Genomic DNA, 17212 nt, shown 5'->3' on the forward strand with positions numbered 1-17212 from the left:
TCAGGCCACCGGCTCGAGCCGCACGACGACCGACTTCGAGGTCGGTGTCCCGCTGATCCTGGCCGTCGAGTCGAGCGGCACGAGCACGTTGGTCTCGGGGTAGTAGGCGGCGGCGCACCCGCGCGGAGTGTCGTACGCGACGGTCCGGAACTCCGGCGCGCGGCGCTCGACGCCGTCCTCCCACTCCGACACCAGATCGACGATCGCCCCGTCGGCGATGCCGAGAGCGGCGAGGTCGGAGGCGTTCACGAAGACCACGCGCCGCCCGCCGTGGATGCCGCGGTAGCGGTCGTCGCGGCCGTAGATCGTGGTGTTGAACTGGTCGTGCGAGCGCAGGGTCTGCAGCAGCAGCCGCCCCTCGGGAACGCGCGGGTACTCGAGCGGATTCGCGGTGAAGCGGGCCCGGCCGGTCGCGGTCTCGAAGCGGCGCTCGTCGCGGGGCGGGTGCGGGAGGACGAAGCCGCCGGGAGTGCTCACCCGCGCCTCGAAGTCCTCGAAGCCCGGGACGACGTTCGCGATGTGCCCGCGGATGAGGCGGTAGTCCTCGCGCAGCGCCGCCCAGTCGGCGACCGGCGCGTTCTCGCGGCCGACGAGGAGCCGCTCCGCGATGCCGGTCAGGATCGCCACCTCGGAGCGCAGGTGCTCGCTCGGCGGAGCGAGGCGACCGCGCGAGGCGTGCACGGCGCTCATCGAGTCCTCGACGGTGACGCGCTGCTCCCCCGTCGCCCGCACGTCGGCGTCGGTGCGGCCGAGCGTCGGGAGGATCAGGGCGCGTCGGCCCGTGACGACGTGCGAGCGGTTGAGCTTCGTCGAGACGTGGACGGTGAGGGCGAGCGAGCGCATCGCGGCCTCGGTGACGGCGGTGTCGGGAGTCGCACGCGCGAAGTTGCCGCCGAGTCCCATGAAGACGCGCGCCTTCCCGTCGCGCATCGCGCGGATCGCCGCGACGGTGTCGGTGCCGTGCTCGCGCGGAGACGAGAACGAGAACTCGGCGTCGAGCCGGTCGTGGAACACGTCCGGCATCCGCTCGAAGATGCCCATGGTGCGGTCGCCCTGCACGTTGGAGTGCCCGCGCACCGGGCAGACCCCCGCGCCGGGCTTGCCGATGCTGCCGGTGAGCAGCAGCACGTTCACGACGTCCTTGAGCGTGGCGACGGAGTGGCGGTGCTGGGTCAGGCCCATCGCCCAGCAGACGATCGTGCCCTCGGATGCGGCGATCAGCTCGGCGATCGCGCGGATCCGCGCCTCGTCGATCCCGCTGCCGAGCTCGATCTCGGACCACGCGGTACCGCGCAGCTCGTCGAGGTAGGCCTCGAGCCCGTCGGTCGACTGCTCGATAAACGCGCGGTCGAAGACCCCGCCGCGCGACTCCTCGAGGTCGAGCAGCGCCTTGCCGAAGCCCTGGAACAGGGCCTGGTCGCCGCCGAGGCGGACCTGCAGGAAGTGGTCGGCGAGGGCGGTGCCTCCGCCGATCGTGCCGCGCACGGTCTGCGGGTTGTCGAAGCGGAGCAGCCCCGCCTCGGGCAGCGGATTGATCGCCACGATCGTGCTGCCGGCCCGCTTCGCGCGCTCGAGCGAGGTGAGCATCCGCGGGTGGTTCGTGCCCGGGTTCTGCCCGGCGACGATGATCAGCGGCGCCCGCTCGATGTCGCGGAGGCTGACCGAGCCCTTGCCGATGCCGATGGTCTCGGTCAGCGCGGATCCGCTGGACTCGTGGCACATGTTCGAGCAGTCGGGCAGGTTGTTGGTGCCGAAACCGCGCACCATCAGCTGGTAGACGAAGGCGGCCTCGTTGGAGGTGCGACCGGAGGTGTAGAAGATCGCCTCGTCGGGGCTGGCGCACGCGCGCAGCTCCTCGGCGACGAGGTCGAGCGCCTCGTCCCAGCCGATCGGGCGGTAGTGGGTCGCGCCCTCCTCGAGCAGCATCGGCTCGGTGAGACGGCCCTGCTGGCCCAGCGCGAAGTCGTCCCAGGTCTCGAGCTCGGCGAGCGGGTGCTGCGCGAAGAAGGCCGGCGTGACGGTGCGGAGCGTCGCCTCCTCGGCCACCGCCTTCGCTCCGTTCTCGCAGAACTCGGCGACGTGGCGCTTGTCGGCCTCGGGCCAGGCGCAGCCGGGGCAGTCGAACCCCGTCTTCTGGTTCACGCGGAGGAGGGTCTCGGCGCTGCGGAGCGGCCCCATCTGCTTCAGCGAGATCTGCAGGGCGTGCGCGACTCCGGGGATCCCGACCGCGCGGTGCTTGCGGGCGCCGACCGTGAGGCCTCGCTCGTCGATCGGGCTCTCTCGGGGTGCGGCGTCGTCGACCATCCCTGCATGCTACGTCGCTCAGCCGGTGATCGGAGTGGCGGCCCGGTACCACGCAGCCGGTGCGAGGATGGACAGCACCGCTCGAGGAGGAGACCACCATGAGCCGCGCCGCAGCGAGGACCCGACTGACCGCCGTGCGCGCCGCGGAGCCGACCCGTCGCCGGGAGGACGTGCTCGCGGTCGAGGAGCCGCTCGAGATCCGCGTCGGCGGCCGCCGGTTCAGCGTGACCATGCGCACTCCGGGCGAGGACTTCGACCTCGTCGCCGGGTTCCTGGTGTCGGAGGGGGTCCTCACCGCCACCGACCAGCTCGCGGCGCTGCGCTACTGCGCGAGCGGCTCCGGTCCGGGCGAGAACACCTACAACGTGGTCGACGCGACCGTGCGGGGCGGACGCGCGGCGATCCTCCTGGAGCGCGAGCGCTCGGTGTACACGAGCAGCTCGTGCGGGGTCTGCGCGCTCGCGTCGCTGGACGCGGTGACGACGGAGTCGGCGTGGACCGTCGACGAGGACCCGGTGACGGCGTCCACCGACCTGCTCGCCTCGCTGCCCGACCGGCTGCGGGAGGCGCAGGGGCTCTTCGAGCGGACCGGCGGGGTGCACGCCGCCGGGCTGTTCGACGCCGACGGCGCGCTGCTGTGCCTCCGCGAGGACGTGGGGCGGCACAACGCGGTCGACAAGGTCGTGGGCTGGGGCCTGCGGGAGGGGCGGCTCCCGCTGCGCGGGACGCTGCTGCAGGTGTCGGGGCGCGCGTCGTTCGAGCTCGTGCAGAAGGCCGTGATGGCGGGGATCCCGCTGCTCGCGGCGGTCGGGGCTCCGTCGTCGCTGGCGGTGGACCTCGCGCGGCGGGCCGGGTTGACGCTGATCGGGTTCAGTCGGGGGGCGGGGTTCAACGTGTACTCGGGTGAGGGGCGGGTGCTGGAGGGGTGAGCCGGTTGGGGGACGGTCGATGCCGCTACGCCCCCGCAGGGCTACCCCCCTGCTGATCGAGTAGCCCGCGAAGCGGGCGTATCGAGATCCACGACTCCCGGAGTGGGTGGGTCTCGATACGCCCCTGCGGGGCTACTCGACCAGCAGAGGGGGGGTGGGTCTCGATACGCCCCTGCGGGGCTACTCGACCAGCGGGGGGGGGCGAGGGGCCCGACCTCTGGGAGCGGACGGGCGAAGCCCCGTCCCCCACCGACCAGCCGCCCCGCGCAGAGGGCCGCGACCCGGAATCGCGTGCGAGCGATTCCGGGCAGGCCGACGCACCCCGCTCTCCGGAACGGGACCACCCGGGAAGCCGACCGCGGGTCGTGCAGCGGCGCAGCCGCTACACGACCGACAAGGACTGCCGGGCGATCTCGAGCTCCTCGTTGGTGGGGATGACGAGGACGGCGACGCGGGAGTCGTCGGTCGAGATGCGGCGGGCGCCGCGGTCGCCGGAGGCGTTGCGCTCGGGGTCGAGCTCGATGCCGAGGCCCTCGAGGCCGCGGAGGGCGCCGGCGCGGACGGCGGCGACGTTCTCGCCGACTCCGGCGGTGAAGACGATGGCGTCGACACGGCCGAGCTGGGCGTAGTAGGCGCCGATGTAGTGGCGGAGGCGGTGGTAGTAGACCTCCAGGGCGGCGGCGGCCTTCTCGTCGCCGGCCTCGGACGCCTCCTGCACGTCGCGCATGTCGCCGCGGCCGGAGAGGCCGAGCAGTCCGCTGCGGCGGTTGAGGACCGTGTCGAGCTCGTCGATCGACAGCCCGGCCTTGCGGGCCAGGTGGAAGACGACGGCGGGGTCGAGGTCTCCGGAGCGGGTGCCCATGACGAGGCCCTCGAGCGGGGTCATGCCCATCGAGGTCTCGACGGAGGCTCCTCCGTCGACCGCGCAGACGGACGCGCCGTTGCCCAGGTGCAGGACGATCGTCTTGAGGTCGGAGCGGCGGCGACCGAGGTAGGCGGCGGCCGATTCGGACACGAACTTGTGCGAGGTGCCGTGGAAGCCGTAGCGGCGGATGCGGTGCTTGTCGGCGAGCTCGGCCGGGATCGCGTAGGTCGAGGCCTCCGGCGGGAGGGTGTGGTGGAACGCCGTGTCGAAGACGGCGACGTGCGGCACGTCCGGGAACGCCTTCTGCGCCGCCTCGATGCCCTCGAGGTTCGCCGGGTTGTGCAGGGGCGCGAGATCCGAGAGGTCCTCGATGTTGATCTTCACGAGGTCCGTGACGACCGTCGCCTCGTAGAAGCGCTTGCCGCCGTGCACCACGCGGTGCCCCACGGCGACGGGCGGGAACTCGGAGAGGCTCGGCCCGTTCTCCTCGAAGGCGCGGATCATTGCGTCGAAGCCGGCGGTGTGATCCGGGATCGGCCCCTCGATCTCGACGCTCTCGCCGTCGTGGGAGTGCTTCGTCCGGCCGGTCTCCTCGCCGATCCGCTCGACGAGGCCGCTGGCGAGCGTCTCCTCCGTCGTCATCTCGATGAGCTGGTACTTGAACGAGGACGAACCGCTGTTGACGACGAGGACGACGGACATGGTGAGGACTCCTGGGGGTCGGGGTCGGAGGGGAGGCGGTGACGCGGGTGACGTCAGCGCACGACGGGGATGGCGGAGGTGGGCGGGACGATCGCCTGCGTCGCGGCCTGGATGGCCGTGATCGCGACGGTGTTGACGATGTCCTGGACGAGGGCGCCGCGGCTGAGGTCGTTGACCGGCTTGCGCAGCCCCTGCAGCACCGGGCCGATGGCGACCGCGCCGGCCGAGCGCTGCACGGCCTTGTAGGTGTTGTTGCCCGTGTTGAGGTCGGGGAAGATGAACACCGTCGCGCGGCCGGCCACCTGCGACCCGGGCATCTTCGAGGCGGCGACCGCCGCATCCGCTGCCGCGTCGTACTGGATCGGGCCCTCGACGAGCAGGTCGGGGCGGCGCTCGCGGACGAGCGCGGTGGCGGCGCGCACCTTCTCGACGTCGGCTCCTGCTCCGCTCTCGCCCGTGGAGTACGAGAGCATCGCGATGCGGGGGTCGATGCCGAACTGCTGGGCGGTCTCGGCCGAGGAGATCGCGATGTCGGCGAGCTGAGCCTCGGTCGGGTCGGGGTTCACCGCGCAGTCGCCGTAGACGAGCACGCGGTCGGCGAGCGCCATGAGGAACACGCTCGAGACGACCGAGACGCCGGGGCTGGTCTTGATGATCTCGAAGCCGGGGCGGATGGTGTGCGCCGTCGTGTGCGCGGCTCCCGAGACCATGCCGTCGGCGAGGCCGAGCTGCACCATCATCGTGCCGAAGTAGGACACGTCGGTGACGGTGTCGAACGCGTGGTCGTAGGTGATGCCCTTGTGCGCGCGGATGCGGGCGTACTCCTCGGCGAACCGGGCTCGGTGCTCGGGGTCGAGCACGCTCAGGACACGGGCGCCGTCGATGTCGAGGCCGAGCCCGGCGGCGCGGCCGCGGACCTCCGACTCCTCGCCGAGGATCGTCAGGCGGGCGATGCCGCGCTTCAGCACTGTCGCCGCGGCGCGGAGGATGCGGTCGTCGCCGCCCTCGGGGAGCACGATGTGCCGGTCGGCGATGCGCGCCCGCTCGATCAGGCCGTACTCGAACATGAGCGGCGTGACGACCTCGGAGCGGCCGACGTCGAGGAGGGTCAGCAGCTCGACCGCGTCGATCGTCTGGTGGAACAGGGCGAGGGATGTGTCGCGCTTGCGCGGCGAGTCGGCCGCCAGGCGCCCGCGGGCCGCGGTGACGCGCACCGCGGTGTCGTAGGTGCCGAGCTCGGTCATGACGATCGGGAGCCGGGTGTCGACGCCCTCGATCAGCCGGACGATCGGCTCCGGCAGCTCGAAGCCGCCGTTGAGGATGATGGCCGAGACCGTCGGGAAGTTGCCCGAGGCGTGCGCCATGATCACGGCGAGGACGACCTCGGGGCGGTCGCCCGGGACGATGACGACCCCGCCCTCCATCAGGCGCGGGAGCACGTTGACCATCGACATGCCGGCGACGACGACGCCGAGCGCCTCGCGGCCGAGCAGTTCGGGATCGCCCGCGACGACGACGCCGTCGACCGCCTCGACGAGACGGGAGACGCTGGGAGCGACGAGGAACGGATCCTCGGGGATCGCCCAGACGGGGACGCCTTCCGGCAGGACCTCGCGGATCGCCGCGACCGCGTTCGGAGCGGTCTCGGGATCTGCGCGGTTCGCGATCACTCCGATCAGGGAGGCGTGCGCGGTGCGCAGCTCGACCGAGGCGAGCTCGGTGATCTGGCGCATCTCCTCGGGAGTGCGCGCGGGCGCCTGGCCGAGCTGCTCGCTTCGGGAGGGGTCGCGACCGGTCAGCACCAGCAGCACCGGGGCGCCCAGGTTGGCCGCGATGCGGGCGTTGTAGCCCAGCTCGGTGGGGCTGCCGACGTCGGTGTAGTCGGAGCCGAGGATGACGACCGCGTCGCACTGCGCCTCGACGCCCTTGTACCGCTCGACGATCCGCGACAGCGCGGCCTCGCCGTCGGCGTGCACGTCCTCGTAGGTGACGCCGATGCAGTCCTCGTAGGCGAGACCCGAATCGGAGTGGCCGAGCAGCATCTCGAGCACGTAGTCGGGCTCGGAGGTGGAGCGCGCGATCGGGCGGAAGACGCCCACCCGCTGCACCTGGCTGCTGAGCACATCGAGGACGCCGAGGGCGACCGTGGACTTGCCGGAGTGACCTTCGGCGGACGAGATGTAGATGCTCTGGACCATCGGAGCCACCCTACCGACGGGGCCCGCGTCGAGACTGGGCAGTCGCTTCAGGATGGGAGGGCGTGCACGAGGTGCGGCCTGCGGAGGAGCGGTACGCGTCCTGTTTAACGGAAGAAGACCCCCCGCGCACCCGCCAGAGCCCGGTTACCCTTGCTGCGTTTCCGCCCTGGGGGAGTTGGCCTGGATGGCGCCACGCGGGGAGCCGGGAGACAGTCTAACCCGATCCGGCGGGGCTCAGGAGCGCCCGGTGGTCTGCAGGGGGCGCCCGTTCCGTGTAGTGTGCATGAGGTCGCGATCACGGTCGCGCCTGGAGGATTCGCCTAGTGGCCTATGGCGCACGCTTGGAAAGCGTGTTGGGTGAAAGCCCTCGGGGGTTCGAATCCCCCATCCTCCGCGAACGGTGTCCGTTGCTCTCGCCAGCACGGGCACCGTTTTCGTTAACCCGTGCGCCGCTTCCGGCGGGTCCGCTCTCAGCGGGCGATGCGGACGAGCCACTCCTCGAGCAGCATCCGCTCGGCCTCGCTCAGGGCGTCGACCGAGCCGAGCACCGCGCGCAGGGCGACCGCGTGCGCGACGAGGGCGCGGGCCGCGGGATCGGTCGGTCCCGCCTCCGAGGTCGTGATCGCCGTCAGGACCGCCTCGCGGGACCGGGAGGAGAGGTCGTCGTCGGAGTCGCGCCCGGCGGTCAGGGTCAACGTGCAGCCGAGGGCCGCGGACTGCAGGAGCCGGGCGGCGTGCTCGACGTCGACGGTGAGGCGGCCGGCCTCGGCGACGGCGCGCACGTGCGCGAGCAGGACGCCGCCGGCGAGGCGAGCGGCCTCGGACTCCTCCCCCGGCCGGGCGGTGAACATCAGCGCGTAGAGGTGCGGTTGCGCGAGCCCGAACGCGACGTGCTGGTCCCAGGCCGCGCGGAGGGCGTCGACGGGATCGGCCGGGGCGTCGCTCCGCTCGAAGTCGGCGAGGGCGTCGGCGACGGCCGCGGCGACGACCGAGTCGAGGAGGCCGCGGAGATCGCCGAAGGTGCGGTAGATGGTGGGCGCCTGCACGCCGGCCGCGGAGCTGATGGCGCGCGTCGAGACGGCGTCGCGGCCGCCCTCGGCCAGGAGCTCGGCGGTCGCCCGGAGGATGCGGTCTCGGGTGCTCGGGCTCTCGGTCACGAGTAGTGACGCTAACACGCGGGCGTTAGCGGCGCCCGCTTCGCCGGCTGGCAAGAGGACGCCCACAGGGCCGCCTGTCTTCCCGGAAGGCGCCCGCAGGGCCGCCGCCGCTGACGGGGTCGGCTGCAAGGCGGAGGAGGGAGCGATACCGGCGGTATCGCGACCGACGACAACGCCGCAGACGGCCCCGTCAGCGGCGGCGGGCGGCTGCAAGGCGGAGGAGGGAGCGATACCGGCGATATCGCGACCGACGACAACGCCGCAGACGGCCCCGTCAGCGGCGGCGGCGGGCGCGTCAGCGGCGGCGGCGGGCGGTGCCGAAGATGCCGCGGACGACTTCGCGGAGCAGGGTCTTGCCCGCCGAGGAGCCGAGGACCTGCTCGACGACGCCCTTCTCGCGGCGCGGGGTGCTGCTGCGGGTGGTGGGGGCGGTGCGGCGGCGGGTGCGCTCGGCGGCGGCGTCGGCGCGGCGCTCGGCGGCGGCGCGCTCCTTCTGGAGGCGGACGTCGGCGGCGGCGCGCTCCTTCGCGGCGCGGGCCTGCTCCTTCGCGAGGCGGGCGTCCTCCTCGGCGCGCTCCTCGGCGACCCGGCGCTCCTCCTCCGCGTCGGCCGCGGCGTCGAGGCGGCGGGTCAGGATCTCGCGGGCGGAGTCGCGGTCGAGCGGCGTGCCGTAGCGCGCGAGCAGCGGGGACCGCTGCACGCTCGCCTCGCGCTCCGACTCCGGGGTCGGCGACATGGAGCCCTGCGGGGCGCGCAGCCGCGTCCAGGCGACGGGCGTCGGAGCGCCGCGCTCGTTCATCACCGTCACGATCGCCTCGCCGATCGGCAGGGCCTGGAGGGTCTCGCCGAGGTCGTAGTCCGACTCCGGGTAGGTCGAGACGGTGGCTCTCAGGGCCTTCGCGTCGTCGGGCGTGTGCGAGCGGAGCTGGTGCTGGATGCGCGAGCCGAGCTGGGCGAGGACGTCGCCCGGCACGTCCTTGGGCGTCTGGGTGACGAAGACGATGCCGACGCCCTTCGAGCGGATGAGGCGCACGGTCTGGGTGATCGCCGCGAGGAAGTCCTTCGAGGCGTCGCGGAACAGCAGGTGCGCCTCGTCGAAGAAGAAGACGAGCTTCGGGCGCTCGAGGTCGCCGACCTCGGGGAGGTCGTTGAAGAGGTCGGCGAGCAGCCACATCAGGAACGTCGAGAAGAGCGCGGGCCGGTCCGCCACTCCGGGCACCTCGAGGAGGCTCACCACGCCGCGGCCGTCGGCGGTGGTGCGGAGGAACTCGGCGGTGTCGATCTCGGGCTCGCCGAAGAAGACGTCGGCGCCCTGGTCGGCGAAGGCGATGAGTTCGCGGAGGATCACGCCCGCGGTGGCCTTGGACAGTCCGCCCAGCTCGGCCAGCTCGCCCTTGCCCTCGTCGCCGACGAGGTAGGTGAGGACGGCGCGGAGGTCGGAGAGGTCGACCAGCGGGAGGCCCTCGCCCTCGGCGTAGTGGAAGACGAGGCCCAGGCTCGACTCCTGGGTCGCGTTCAGACCGAGCACCTTCGAGAGCAGCAGAGGCCCGAAGCCGGTGACGGTCGCGCGCACCGGGACGCCCGTGCCGATGCCGCCGAGCGCGAAGAACTCGGCGGGTGACGCCTCCGCGTGCCAGTCCTGCCCGATGGTGCGGGTGCGGGCGAGGAGCTTCTCGTTCCCGGTGCCGGGCGTCGCGAGGCCGGAGAGATCGCCCTTGATGTCGGCGGCGAAGACGGGGACGCCGGCCGCGGAGAGCTGCTCGGCGAGGACCTGCAGCGTCTTGGTCTTGCCGGTGCCGGTCGCGCCGACGACGAGGCCGTGGCGGTTGAGCATGCCGAGCGGGAGCCGGACGGGGACCTCGGGGCGGGCCTCGCCGTTGACGAGGGCGCCGAGCTCGAGGACGGGGCCCGCGAAGGCGTAGCCGGCGCGGACGGCGTCGACGGCGGACTCGGAGAGGGGACCGGCGGGCACTGGCGCGGGCGCGGCGACCGGATCCTCCTGCGCCGCCTCGACCAGCCGCACGTCGTCGACGACCGCGCTCGCCTCCTCCGGCCCCGACACCGCACCCAGCGCCGCCGCGGCGGCCTCGGCGCGCTCGAGCGCCCGCGCCGCCTCGGCCTGCAGTGCTCGGGCGGCCTCCAGGGCCGCGCGTGCGTCGTCCCTCGCCGAGGCGAGCCCGTCGTCGATGCTCATGCGACCAGCCTAGGCTCGCGTGTCCTCGCGGACGTGCCAGGCCTGGCCGTAGCCGCCCTCCTCGACGGGCCTCGCCATCAGCTCGAGGAACGGCGCCGCGTCGAACGCCTCCGGGCCGAGCACTCCCGCTCCCGTCCAGGCGCCCGTGGCGAGCATCTCGAGGGCCACGACCGGGTTCAGCGCGGTCTGCCACACCACGCACTGCGCCCCGTACTCGGCCATCGTCCACTCGTTGTCGCTCACGTGGTAGAGGTACACCTCGCGGTGCGCGCCGTCCTTCGTGCCGCTGACCCACAGGCCGGCGCAGGTCTTGCCGGTCATGCGCGGGCCGATGCCGGCCGGGTCGGGCAGCGCCGCGGCGACCACGTCGCGCGGGGCGACGAGCACGGGGCCCTCGGCCGAGCGCACGCGGATCGGCTCGGTGCGGTCGAGGCCGAGCAGATTCAGTGTGCGCAGGACGCCGATGAACTGCTCGCCGAGCCCGTACTTGAAGGTGACCCGCTCGGCGTCGAGCCAGCGCGGCATCAGCAGCACCTCCTCGTGCTCCACGTTCACGCACTCGACCGGGCCGATGCCCTCGGGGAACTCGAACACCTCGGGCTCCGAGAAGGGCGGCGTGGTGAACCAGCCGCGGTCCTTCTCGAAGACGACCGGAGGGTTCAGGCACTCCTCGATGGTCGTCCAGATCGAGAAGGACGGAGCGAAGACCTCCGCGCCGCTCTCGTCGCGGACCACGAGGTTCGCGCCGTCGCGCACGCCCAGCTCGTCGATCCGGTCGAAGAGGTGATCGGAGGCGTAGCGGGCGAAGACGTCCGACAGGCCGGGCTCGACGCCCATGCCGACGAGGGCGAGACGTCCGCGCGACTCCCACTCCCCCGCCGCCTCGAACTGCTCGTCGCCGAGCTTGACGCCGGTCTTCGCGTGCGGCTCGTCGGGGTGCGGGCGGGAGAGGCTCATCGCCATGTCGACGTAGTCGGCGCCGGCCGCGAGGGCGCCCGCGAAGATCGTGGGGACGAACTTGGGCTCGACGGCGTTCATGACGTGCGTCGCTCCGTGCGCCCGCGCGACCGTCTCGACGCTCTCGGCGTCGGAGGCGTCGATGCGGGCGGCGACGAAGCGGTCGTCGACGCCGTGGCGGTCGGCGATCCACGCCACGGTGCGCTCGGCGCGGGCGAGCTCGTAGTCGCAGACGATGATCTGCTCGAAGAACGTGCGGCGGGCGGCGATCCGGGCGAAGGCGTCGCCGACGCCGCCGGCGCCGACCAGGAGGATTCTCATGCCCCTACCGTAGCGACGGATCACGTCGCCCACCACGCCTGGAACCATCGAGAACGGTGCTCCTCTCGCCTTCCGGCCACTGATTCCGTCACTCCCCCACGCCGACGTCCTTCTCGAGGAGGCGGATGAAGCGCGACAGCCGCTCGAGCCCGGTGAGCGAGGTGGGCAGGGAGGCCGCGAGGGCGGGCGAGTGTACGAGGTACGCGGCCCACTTCGCCCGCGAGATCGCGACGTTCAACCGGTTCGGCAGGAGGAGGAACTCGAGGCCGCGCGGGACGTCGGCGCCCGAGGACGCGGCGAGCGACACGATCGCGACCACCGCCTCCCTGCCCTGGAACAGGTCGACGGTGCCGACCGCGGTCTCGACGAGGCCCGCCTCGTCGAGCGCGGCGCGGAGCAGCCCGCCCTGGGCGTTGTAGGGCGCGACCACGATGACGTCGGCGGCGGTGAGACTCCGCTCGCCGTGCTCGTCGACCCAGGTGCGGCCGATCATCGACAGTGCGATCTCGACCACGCGGCGCGCCTCGTCGGGCGAGGAGGTGGTGTCGCCGGCGTGCACGACCGGGACGGAGTGCAGCCCCGGCGCCACCCCTTCGAGGCGGCGCTCGGCGGGGGCCCGGGACACCAGGGCGCCCTCGTAGGAGAGCTCGGAGACGGCGGCGGCGAGCGCCGGGTGCATCCGGTAGGTCTGCGCGAGGAAGTAGCCGTACTCGGCGGGCAGCACGTCGTGGCCGTCGGCCAGCCAGCCGAGCGCCGACTCGTCCACCGGCTCGGGGTGCGAGCCCTGGCTGACCTGCGGGAGCTGCTGCGGATCGCCGAGGAGCAGCAGGCGCTGCGCCGCGACCGAGCTCGCGATGGTCGGCGCGAGCGAGAACTGACCCGCCTCGTCGACGACGAGCAGGTCGAGGGAGCGACGGGGCACGGTCTGGGCGTTCGCGAAGGTCCACGCGGTGCCGCCGACGACGCAGCCGCCCTCCTCCTGGAGCACCGCCGCGAGGGCGGCGCCGTTCGTGACGGGAGCCCACGCCGCCGCGGCGAGCGACTCGGCCGAGGCGCCCTTCTTCGGCACCTTCGCGACCCGCGACGGGTCGACTCCGCGGCCCACGACCGCCGTCAGCACGTTCTCGACGACGGAGTGGGACTGACCGACCACGCCGACGCGCCAGCCGTGCTCGCGCACGAGCCGGGCGATCACGTGCGAGCCGACGTAGGTCTTGCCGGTGCCGGGCGGGCCCTGCACGGCGAGGGTCGCCCGATCGAGGCCGATGAGCGTCGAGACCACGGCGCCGATGACGTCGTCGCCCTCGACCGGGGCGACCGCGGCGGGGGCCTGCGCCGCAGCACGTCGAGCGCGGGGTCGGGCAGCAGCTCGGGCAGCGCGTCGAGGACCTCGCCGCCCCACTCGGCGATGGCCTCGGGCTGCGGGGCCGCGCGCGGAGGCGGGGCGGGGGCGAGCGCGACGGGCGCGTCGTCGTGCGGGTCCTCCCCCGCCTTCAGGCCCTCCTTGAGCAGCAGCACGATGCGCGCGCCGTCGTCGTCGACCGCGAGGATCTCGGAGCGGTCGGACGCGCCGCGGAGCCCCGGGCCGGGCGAGGGCGCTCCGGGCGGCGGGGGCGCGTCGTAGACGAGGTACGGCGAGGAGCCGGTGCCGAGCCGGCTGCCGGGAGCGAGCCGGCCGAGGATCCGCAGCTCGCGCGACTGCGTCCGCGCCTTCGGGAGCTTGGACCAGTCGCGGACGACCTCGACTCGGTCGATCATCACGACGTCGCGCGTGTCGGCCCACTCGTCGAGCGGTTCGCGGAGGCGGTCGAAGTGCTCCTGCCAGAAGGTCTTCGCCTCGCGGCGGTGGTAGTCGATCGCGGCGCCGGCCAGGGCGAGCGCGGTCTGGTCGGCCGTCCGCTCCCAGGGCTCGACGCCCTCGACCTGCGCGAGCAGGGCGACGGCGGTGGGGTCGGGCTCGCGCGGCACGGGAAGGTCGATCTCGACGAGCGGCAGCGGCGCGTCGCGGGGCGGCGCGAGCGACAGCAGCCAGTCGCGCAGCCGGAGGGTCGACCGGCAGTCGTAGGCGTTGTACTCGGCCACGAGGTCGAGCTCGCGCTGACCCTTCACGGGGTCGTCCGCGAACGCGGCGCGCGCCTTCACGTAGACGTCGATGCTGTCGGCCGCGTTCGACACTCCGGACGCGTCGCGCTCCTCCGAGCCCATGTAGAGCGGCTCGAGCTTCTTGATCGAGTAGCTGCGCGAGCCCACCCGGAGCGCCCGCCGGACCACCGGATAGAGGTCGACGAGCACGCCGTCGCGCAGCAGCTGGTCGGCCTCCTCCTCGCCGACGCCGTGCCGCAGGGCGAGCGAGAGCAGGTGCGTGCGCTCGTAGGAGGCGTAGTGGTAGACGTGCATCCGCGGGTACCGGGCCCGGCGTTCGCGCAGGAACGCGAGGAAGTCGACGAGCGCGCGCCGCTCGGCGGCGAGGTCGTGCGCCCAGAACGCCGTGAACTCCTCCTGGTCGTCGACCATGCCGAAGAGGTAGTCGAGGCCCCACTCGCGGTTGTCCTCGCTGTGCAGCGGATCGCCTTCGAAGTCGAAGAAGAGATCGCCGGGATCGGGAGCGGGCAGGGCGGCGAGGACGGAGGGGTCGATCAGCTCGACGGCGGGCACGGACGAGGACTCGGACAGCACCTGCAGCCGCGCCTGCGCGCGCAGCGAGTCGAGGGTGCCGGCGCCGAGGCCGGGGACAGCGCCGACGTGCTCGGCGAGGGCGTCGAGGGTCGTCACTCCGGCCGCGGCGAGCTTCGCCCGCTGGTCGAGCCGCATGCCGGCGACGAGGATCGGATCGCGGTGCGCCGCCACCTCGGGAGCGCAGACCGGGCAGCGACCGCAGGAGAGGTAGCGCGCATCGCCCCATGCCAGCGGCTCGGCGGCGGCGAGGCGCTCGGCGAGCACGGACCGCAGCCGCGCGCGCTGCACGCGCTGCACCGGCGCGATCGAGGCCAGCTCGTGACTGGTGACGGAGCCGTCGCCCAGCACCAGGTGGACCCGCTCGCCGACCCGGACGCCGCGGGCGCTCATCTGCTCGGCGTAGGCCGCGAGCTGCAGCAGGGCCGGGATCTTGGCGTGCCGCGCGAGCTTGGTGTCGTAGACCTCGTACGCGCCGTCGTCGGTGCGGAGGAGGAAGTCGGAGAAGCCGAGGAACTCGCCGTCGAAGAAGACGGCCTGGTAGAGCACGTCGACTCCGGCGCGCATCGCCTCGATCGCGGCGTCGGCGGCCGCCGCGTAGCCCGCTGGCTCGGGACGCTCGAACTCGAGGACCTCGTGCGTGCGCTTCAGCTCGTCGAGGAAGCGGTGCTCGTGCTCGTCGCCGAGGACCGCCGTGCGGTCGAGCATCGCGTCGACCACCGGGTCGAGCCGCGGGGACCGGCCGAGCATCGCGTCGAAGCGCCGCAGCACCGCCCACTCGCAGGCCGCCCAGTTCGAGAGGTCGGTGGGGCTCGTGACCACGCGGCCGGCCTCCAGGTACATGCGACTCCCTCCGGTGCCGCCGTGCGGCGGGCGCCTCCAGGCTAGGGCGACCCTCCGACACCGGGCCGTGGGAGGCTGGACAGGTGACCAGGGCGCGCTTCGAGATCATCCCCACCGCCGACATCGCCGAGCGGGCCCGCCGCGCGTTCCCCGACCCGTCGGCCGTCGTGCTGACCGTCACGAGCCTCCCGAAGCACGGCCTGGAGCGCACCCTCGACGCGGCCATCGAGCTCGCCGCCCTGGGCTTCGGCGTCGTGCCGCACCTGGCCGCCCGCACCGTCGAGGGGAGGCCCGCCCTCGAGCGCGCGCTCGGCCGCCTGGGCGACTCCGGGATCGGCGAGGCCTTCGTCGTCTCGGGCGACGCGAAGAAGGCGAGCGGGACCTACTCGACGAGCCTGGAGCTCCTCCGCGACGCCCTCGAGATCATGCCCGCCCTGGCCGTCGGCATCGCCGGCTACCCGGAGGGGCACCCGCACCTCTCGGACGACAGCATCCTGAAGCACCTGCGCGAGCGGGCGCCCTACATCCGCTCGATCGTCACGCAGATGTGCTTCGACGTGGACGCCGTCGCCCGCTACGCCGACTCGCTGCGCGCCGAGGTCATCGACGCGGAGCTGTGGGCCGGGATCCCGGGACCGGTCGAGCGCGCGAAGCTGCTGAGCCTGGGGGCGAAGATCGGCGTGGGCTCGTCGCTCGGGTTCCTGACGCGCAGCTCCTCCGTCGCGGGCGGGCTGCTGCGCGGCCGCCGCTTCGACCCGACCGCCTTCGTCGGGCGGCTGGAGGCGGCGGCGGGCGACCGGCTCCACGGGCTGCACGTGTACACGTTCAACGAGCTCGACGGGCTCGCCTCGTTCGGCTCCTAGCGCACGTCCGAGCGCTTCACCCAGATCGGCGGATGCGGCAGCTCGCTCTCGCTGCGGAGACGGCCGGCGAGCGGCGCCCAGACGACGAGCGCGACTCCGACGCCCAGGAGCAGGCCGCCGATCGTGTCGCTCAGCCAGTGGGCGCCGAGGTAGGTGCGGCTCGCCATCATCGCGATCGTGTAGAGGAAGCCGGCGATCCAGACCCAGATCAGCGGGAAGATCAGGGCGAGCACCATGGCGGTCGTCGCCGCGTTGGCGGTGTGGCCGGAGGGGAACGAGCCGTAGTCGCTGGTCACCAGCATGTCCTCGGGGCGGGCGCGGCCGACGAGCTCCTTGACGAGCTGCGTCAGGCCGACGCTGACGAGGGCGGCGACGGCGTAGTACAGCGCGGCCCAGCGCCTCCGGAACACGAGCAGGACGGCCACGATGGCCAGCGGGATGATCGCGGTGCCGGTGATGCCGGCGCCGACCGTGTTCATGATCAGGGCGGGGATGTCCCAGACGCTCGAGCGGTGCTCGACGACCTCGTCCATCCACTCGACGTCGAAGCCGAAGGCGGTGGTGGGGCGGTAGGCGATCATGATCGCGAGGACGACGGTGATCAGCAGGGCGATCGACGCCGAGATGAGCGGCCAGCGGCGCGAGACGCGGTGCGCGACCTCCTGCGTGAGGACCTTGGTCGCCGCGGGGTCCGCGGACGGCGCGGCCGTGGTCATCCGCTCGCGCTGCACCGCGTCGGGGGACGCCGACGCCGGCTCGGTCGGGGGGCGGTTCTCGCGGTTCACCATATGGACATGATGCCGCGATGGCCGTTCACCTTGCGGGGGCTTGCGCCGGGCGCGGGGCGCTGCGTTCGGGCGGTGCTGTGCGCGATCTGCAGGGGTCTGCGCGATCTGCAGGGGTTCCGGAGGGGAACTCGCTTTCCTCCGCGGGGACCCCTCGCCGACAGCGGGATCCCCTGCGAATCGTGCAGATGCCTGCAGATCGTGCGGGGGCCTGCAGATCGGACGACGGCGCCTCGGTCGGTGCGATCTGCAGGGGTTCCGCGCCGGAACACGCTTCCCTCCGGACAACGGCGTCGGGATCGCCCGGATCCCCTGCAGATCGCACTGAGGCCTGCAGATCGCACCGAGGCCTGCGAATCGTGCAGAGGCCTGCAGATCGCACCGGGGCCTGCAGATCGTGCAAGTCCCTGCGGATCGCACC

Annotated in this window: 11 protein-coding genes, 1 tRNA gene and 1 other RNA gene; 3 read left to right on the forward strand and 10 right to left on the reverse strand. The window is 73.0% G+C overall.

Translation table 11 applies throughout. The annotated features are described in order from the left end of the window. On the reverse strand, positions 1-2304 hold the full coding sequence (locus C1I63_RS17680) for an FdhF/YdeP family oxidoreductase (RefSeq protein ID WP_107575618.1): 2304 nt from the start codon (positions 2302-2304) through the stop codon (positions 1-3). Positions 2305-2402: 98 nt separating this feature from the next. On the opposite strand from C1I63_RS17680, the gene fdhD reads away from it, so the two are divergent. After that, on the forward strand, positions 2403-3233 hold the full coding sequence (gene fdhD, locus C1I63_RS17685) for a formate dehydrogenase accessory sulfurtransferase FdhD (protein WP_107575619.1): 831 nt from the start codon (positions 2403-2405) through the stop codon (positions 3231-3233). Between the two features lie 382 nt (positions 3234-3615). Here the strand turns inward: fdhD and C1I63_RS17690 are convergent, their stop codons facing one another. The 3 genes from C1I63_RS17690 to ffs all read right to left on the reverse strand — a co-directional run bounded on the left by C1I63_RS17690 (position 3616) and on the right by ffs (position 7205). Continuing rightward, positions 3616-4800 carry an acetate/propionate family kinase gene (locus C1I63_RS17690; protein WP_107575620.1) on the reverse strand — a complete coding sequence of 395 codons (1185 nt, stop codon included), beginning with the start codon at positions 4798-4800 and terminating at the stop codon, positions 3616-3618. A gap of 53 nt (positions 4801-4853) precedes the next feature. After that, on the reverse strand, positions 4854-6998 hold the full coding sequence (gene pta / locus C1I63_RS17695) for a phosphate acetyltransferase (RefSeq protein WP_107575621.1): 2145 nt from the start codon (positions 6996-6998) through the stop codon (positions 4854-4856). A 110-nt stretch (positions 6999-7108) separates the two neighbouring features. Continuing rightward, positions 7109-7205: signal recognition particle sRNA small type (ffs, locus tag C1I63_RS17700), an RNA gene on the reverse strand. 102 nt (positions 7206-7307) lie between these two features. Here ffs and C1I63_RS17705 point away from each other — a divergent pair. Continuing rightward, positions 7308-7392 (forward strand) — tRNA-Ser (locus C1I63_RS17705). A gap of 76 nt (positions 7393-7468) precedes the next feature. On the opposite strand, the gene C1I63_RS17710 is transcribed toward C1I63_RS17705, so the two are convergent. The 5 genes from C1I63_RS17710 to C1I63_RS17725 all read right to left on the reverse strand — a co-directional run bounded on the left by C1I63_RS17710 (position 7469) and on the right by C1I63_RS17725 (position 15143). Continuing rightward, complete coding sequence (locus C1I63_RS17710; RefSeq protein WP_107575622.1) at positions 7469-8155, reverse strand: TetR/AcrR family transcriptional regulator; 687 nt, start codon at positions 8153-8155, stop codon at positions 7469-7471. A 295-nt stretch (positions 8156-8450) separates the two neighbouring features. Further along, entirely contained in the window at positions 8451-10349 is a 1899-nt protein-coding gene (locus C1I63_RS17715; RefSeq protein ID WP_107575623.1) for a helicase HerA-like domain-containing protein, read from the reverse strand. A gap of 9 nt (positions 10350-10358) precedes the next feature. Then, complete coding sequence (locus C1I63_RS17720) at positions 10359-11627, reverse strand: saccharopine dehydrogenase family protein (protein ID WP_107575947.1); 1269 nt, start codon at positions 11625-11627, stop codon at positions 10359-10361. 88 nt (positions 11628-11715) lie between these two features. Further along, complete coding sequence (locus C1I63_RS20370) at positions 11716-12909, reverse strand: DEAD/DEAH box helicase (RefSeq protein ID WP_342353116.1); 1194 nt, start codon at positions 12907-12909, stop codon at positions 11716-11718. Then, a complete protein-coding gene (locus C1I63_RS17725) occupies positions 12819-15143 on the reverse strand; it encodes a TM0106 family RecB-like putative nuclease (RefSeq protein ID WP_342353117.1) in 2325 nt (774 codons plus the stop codon). Before C1I63_RS17725 ends, C1I63_RS20370 begins: the two co-directional genes overlap by 91 nt. A gap of 83 nt (positions 15144-15226) precedes the next feature. On the opposite strand from C1I63_RS17725, the gene C1I63_RS17730 reads away from it, so the two are divergent. Continuing rightward, positions 15227-16006, forward strand: a complete 780-nt coding sequence (locus C1I63_RS17730) for a methylenetetrahydrofolate reductase (protein ID WP_107575624.1) — start codon at positions 15227-15229, stop codon at positions 16004-16006. Here C1I63_RS17730 and C1I63_RS17735 read toward each other — a convergent pair. Further along, complete coding sequence (locus C1I63_RS17735) at positions 16003-16794, reverse strand: phosphatase PAP2 family protein (protein ID WP_235577232.1); 792 nt, start codon at positions 16792-16794, stop codon at positions 16003-16005. The genes C1I63_RS17730 and C1I63_RS17735 overlap by 4 nt on opposite strands. Positions 16795-17212: the final 418 nt, after the last annotated feature.

Source organism: Rathayibacter caricis DSM 15933 (assembly GCF_003044275.1).
GTDB lineage: Bacteria > Actinomycetota > Actinomycetes > Actinomycetales > Microbacteriaceae > Rathayibacter > Rathayibacter caricis.

What these genes read in the sequence shown, in the direction of transcription:
- C1I63_RS17720 (WP_107575947.1), bottom strand. Translation starts at nt 11,627, where the DNA reads ATGAGAATCCTCCTGGTCGGCGCCGGCGGCGTCGGCGACGCCTTCGCC.
- fdhD (WP_107575619.1), top strand. Translation starts at nt 2,403, where the DNA reads ATGAGCCGCGCCGCAGCGAGGACCCGACTGACCGCCGTGCGCGCCGCG.
- C1I63_RS17680 (WP_107575618.1), bottom strand. Translation starts at nt 2,304, where the DNA reads ATGGTCGACGACGCCGCACCCCGAGAGAGCCCGATCGACGAGCGAGGC.
- C1I63_RS17690 (WP_107575620.1), bottom strand. Translation starts at nt 4,800, where the DNA reads ATGTCCGTCGTCCTCGTCGTCAACAGCGGTTCGTCCTCGTTCAAGTAC.
- pta (WP_107575621.1), bottom strand. Translation starts at nt 6,998, where the DNA reads ATGGTCCAGAGCATCTACATCTCGTCCGCCGAAGGTCACTCCGGCAAG.
- C1I63_RS17715 (WP_107575623.1), bottom strand. Translation starts at nt 10,349, where the DNA reads ATGAGCATCGACGACGGGCTCGCCTCGGCGAGGGACGACGCACGCGCG.
- C1I63_RS17725 (WP_342353117.1), bottom strand. Translation starts at nt 15,143, where the DNA reads ATGTACCTGGAGGCCGGCCGCGTGGTCACGAGCCCCACCGACCTCTCG.
- C1I63_RS17735 (WP_235577232.1), bottom strand. Translation starts at nt 16,794, where the DNA reads ATGGTGAACCGCGAGAACCGCCCCCCGACCGAGCCGGCGTCGGCGTCC.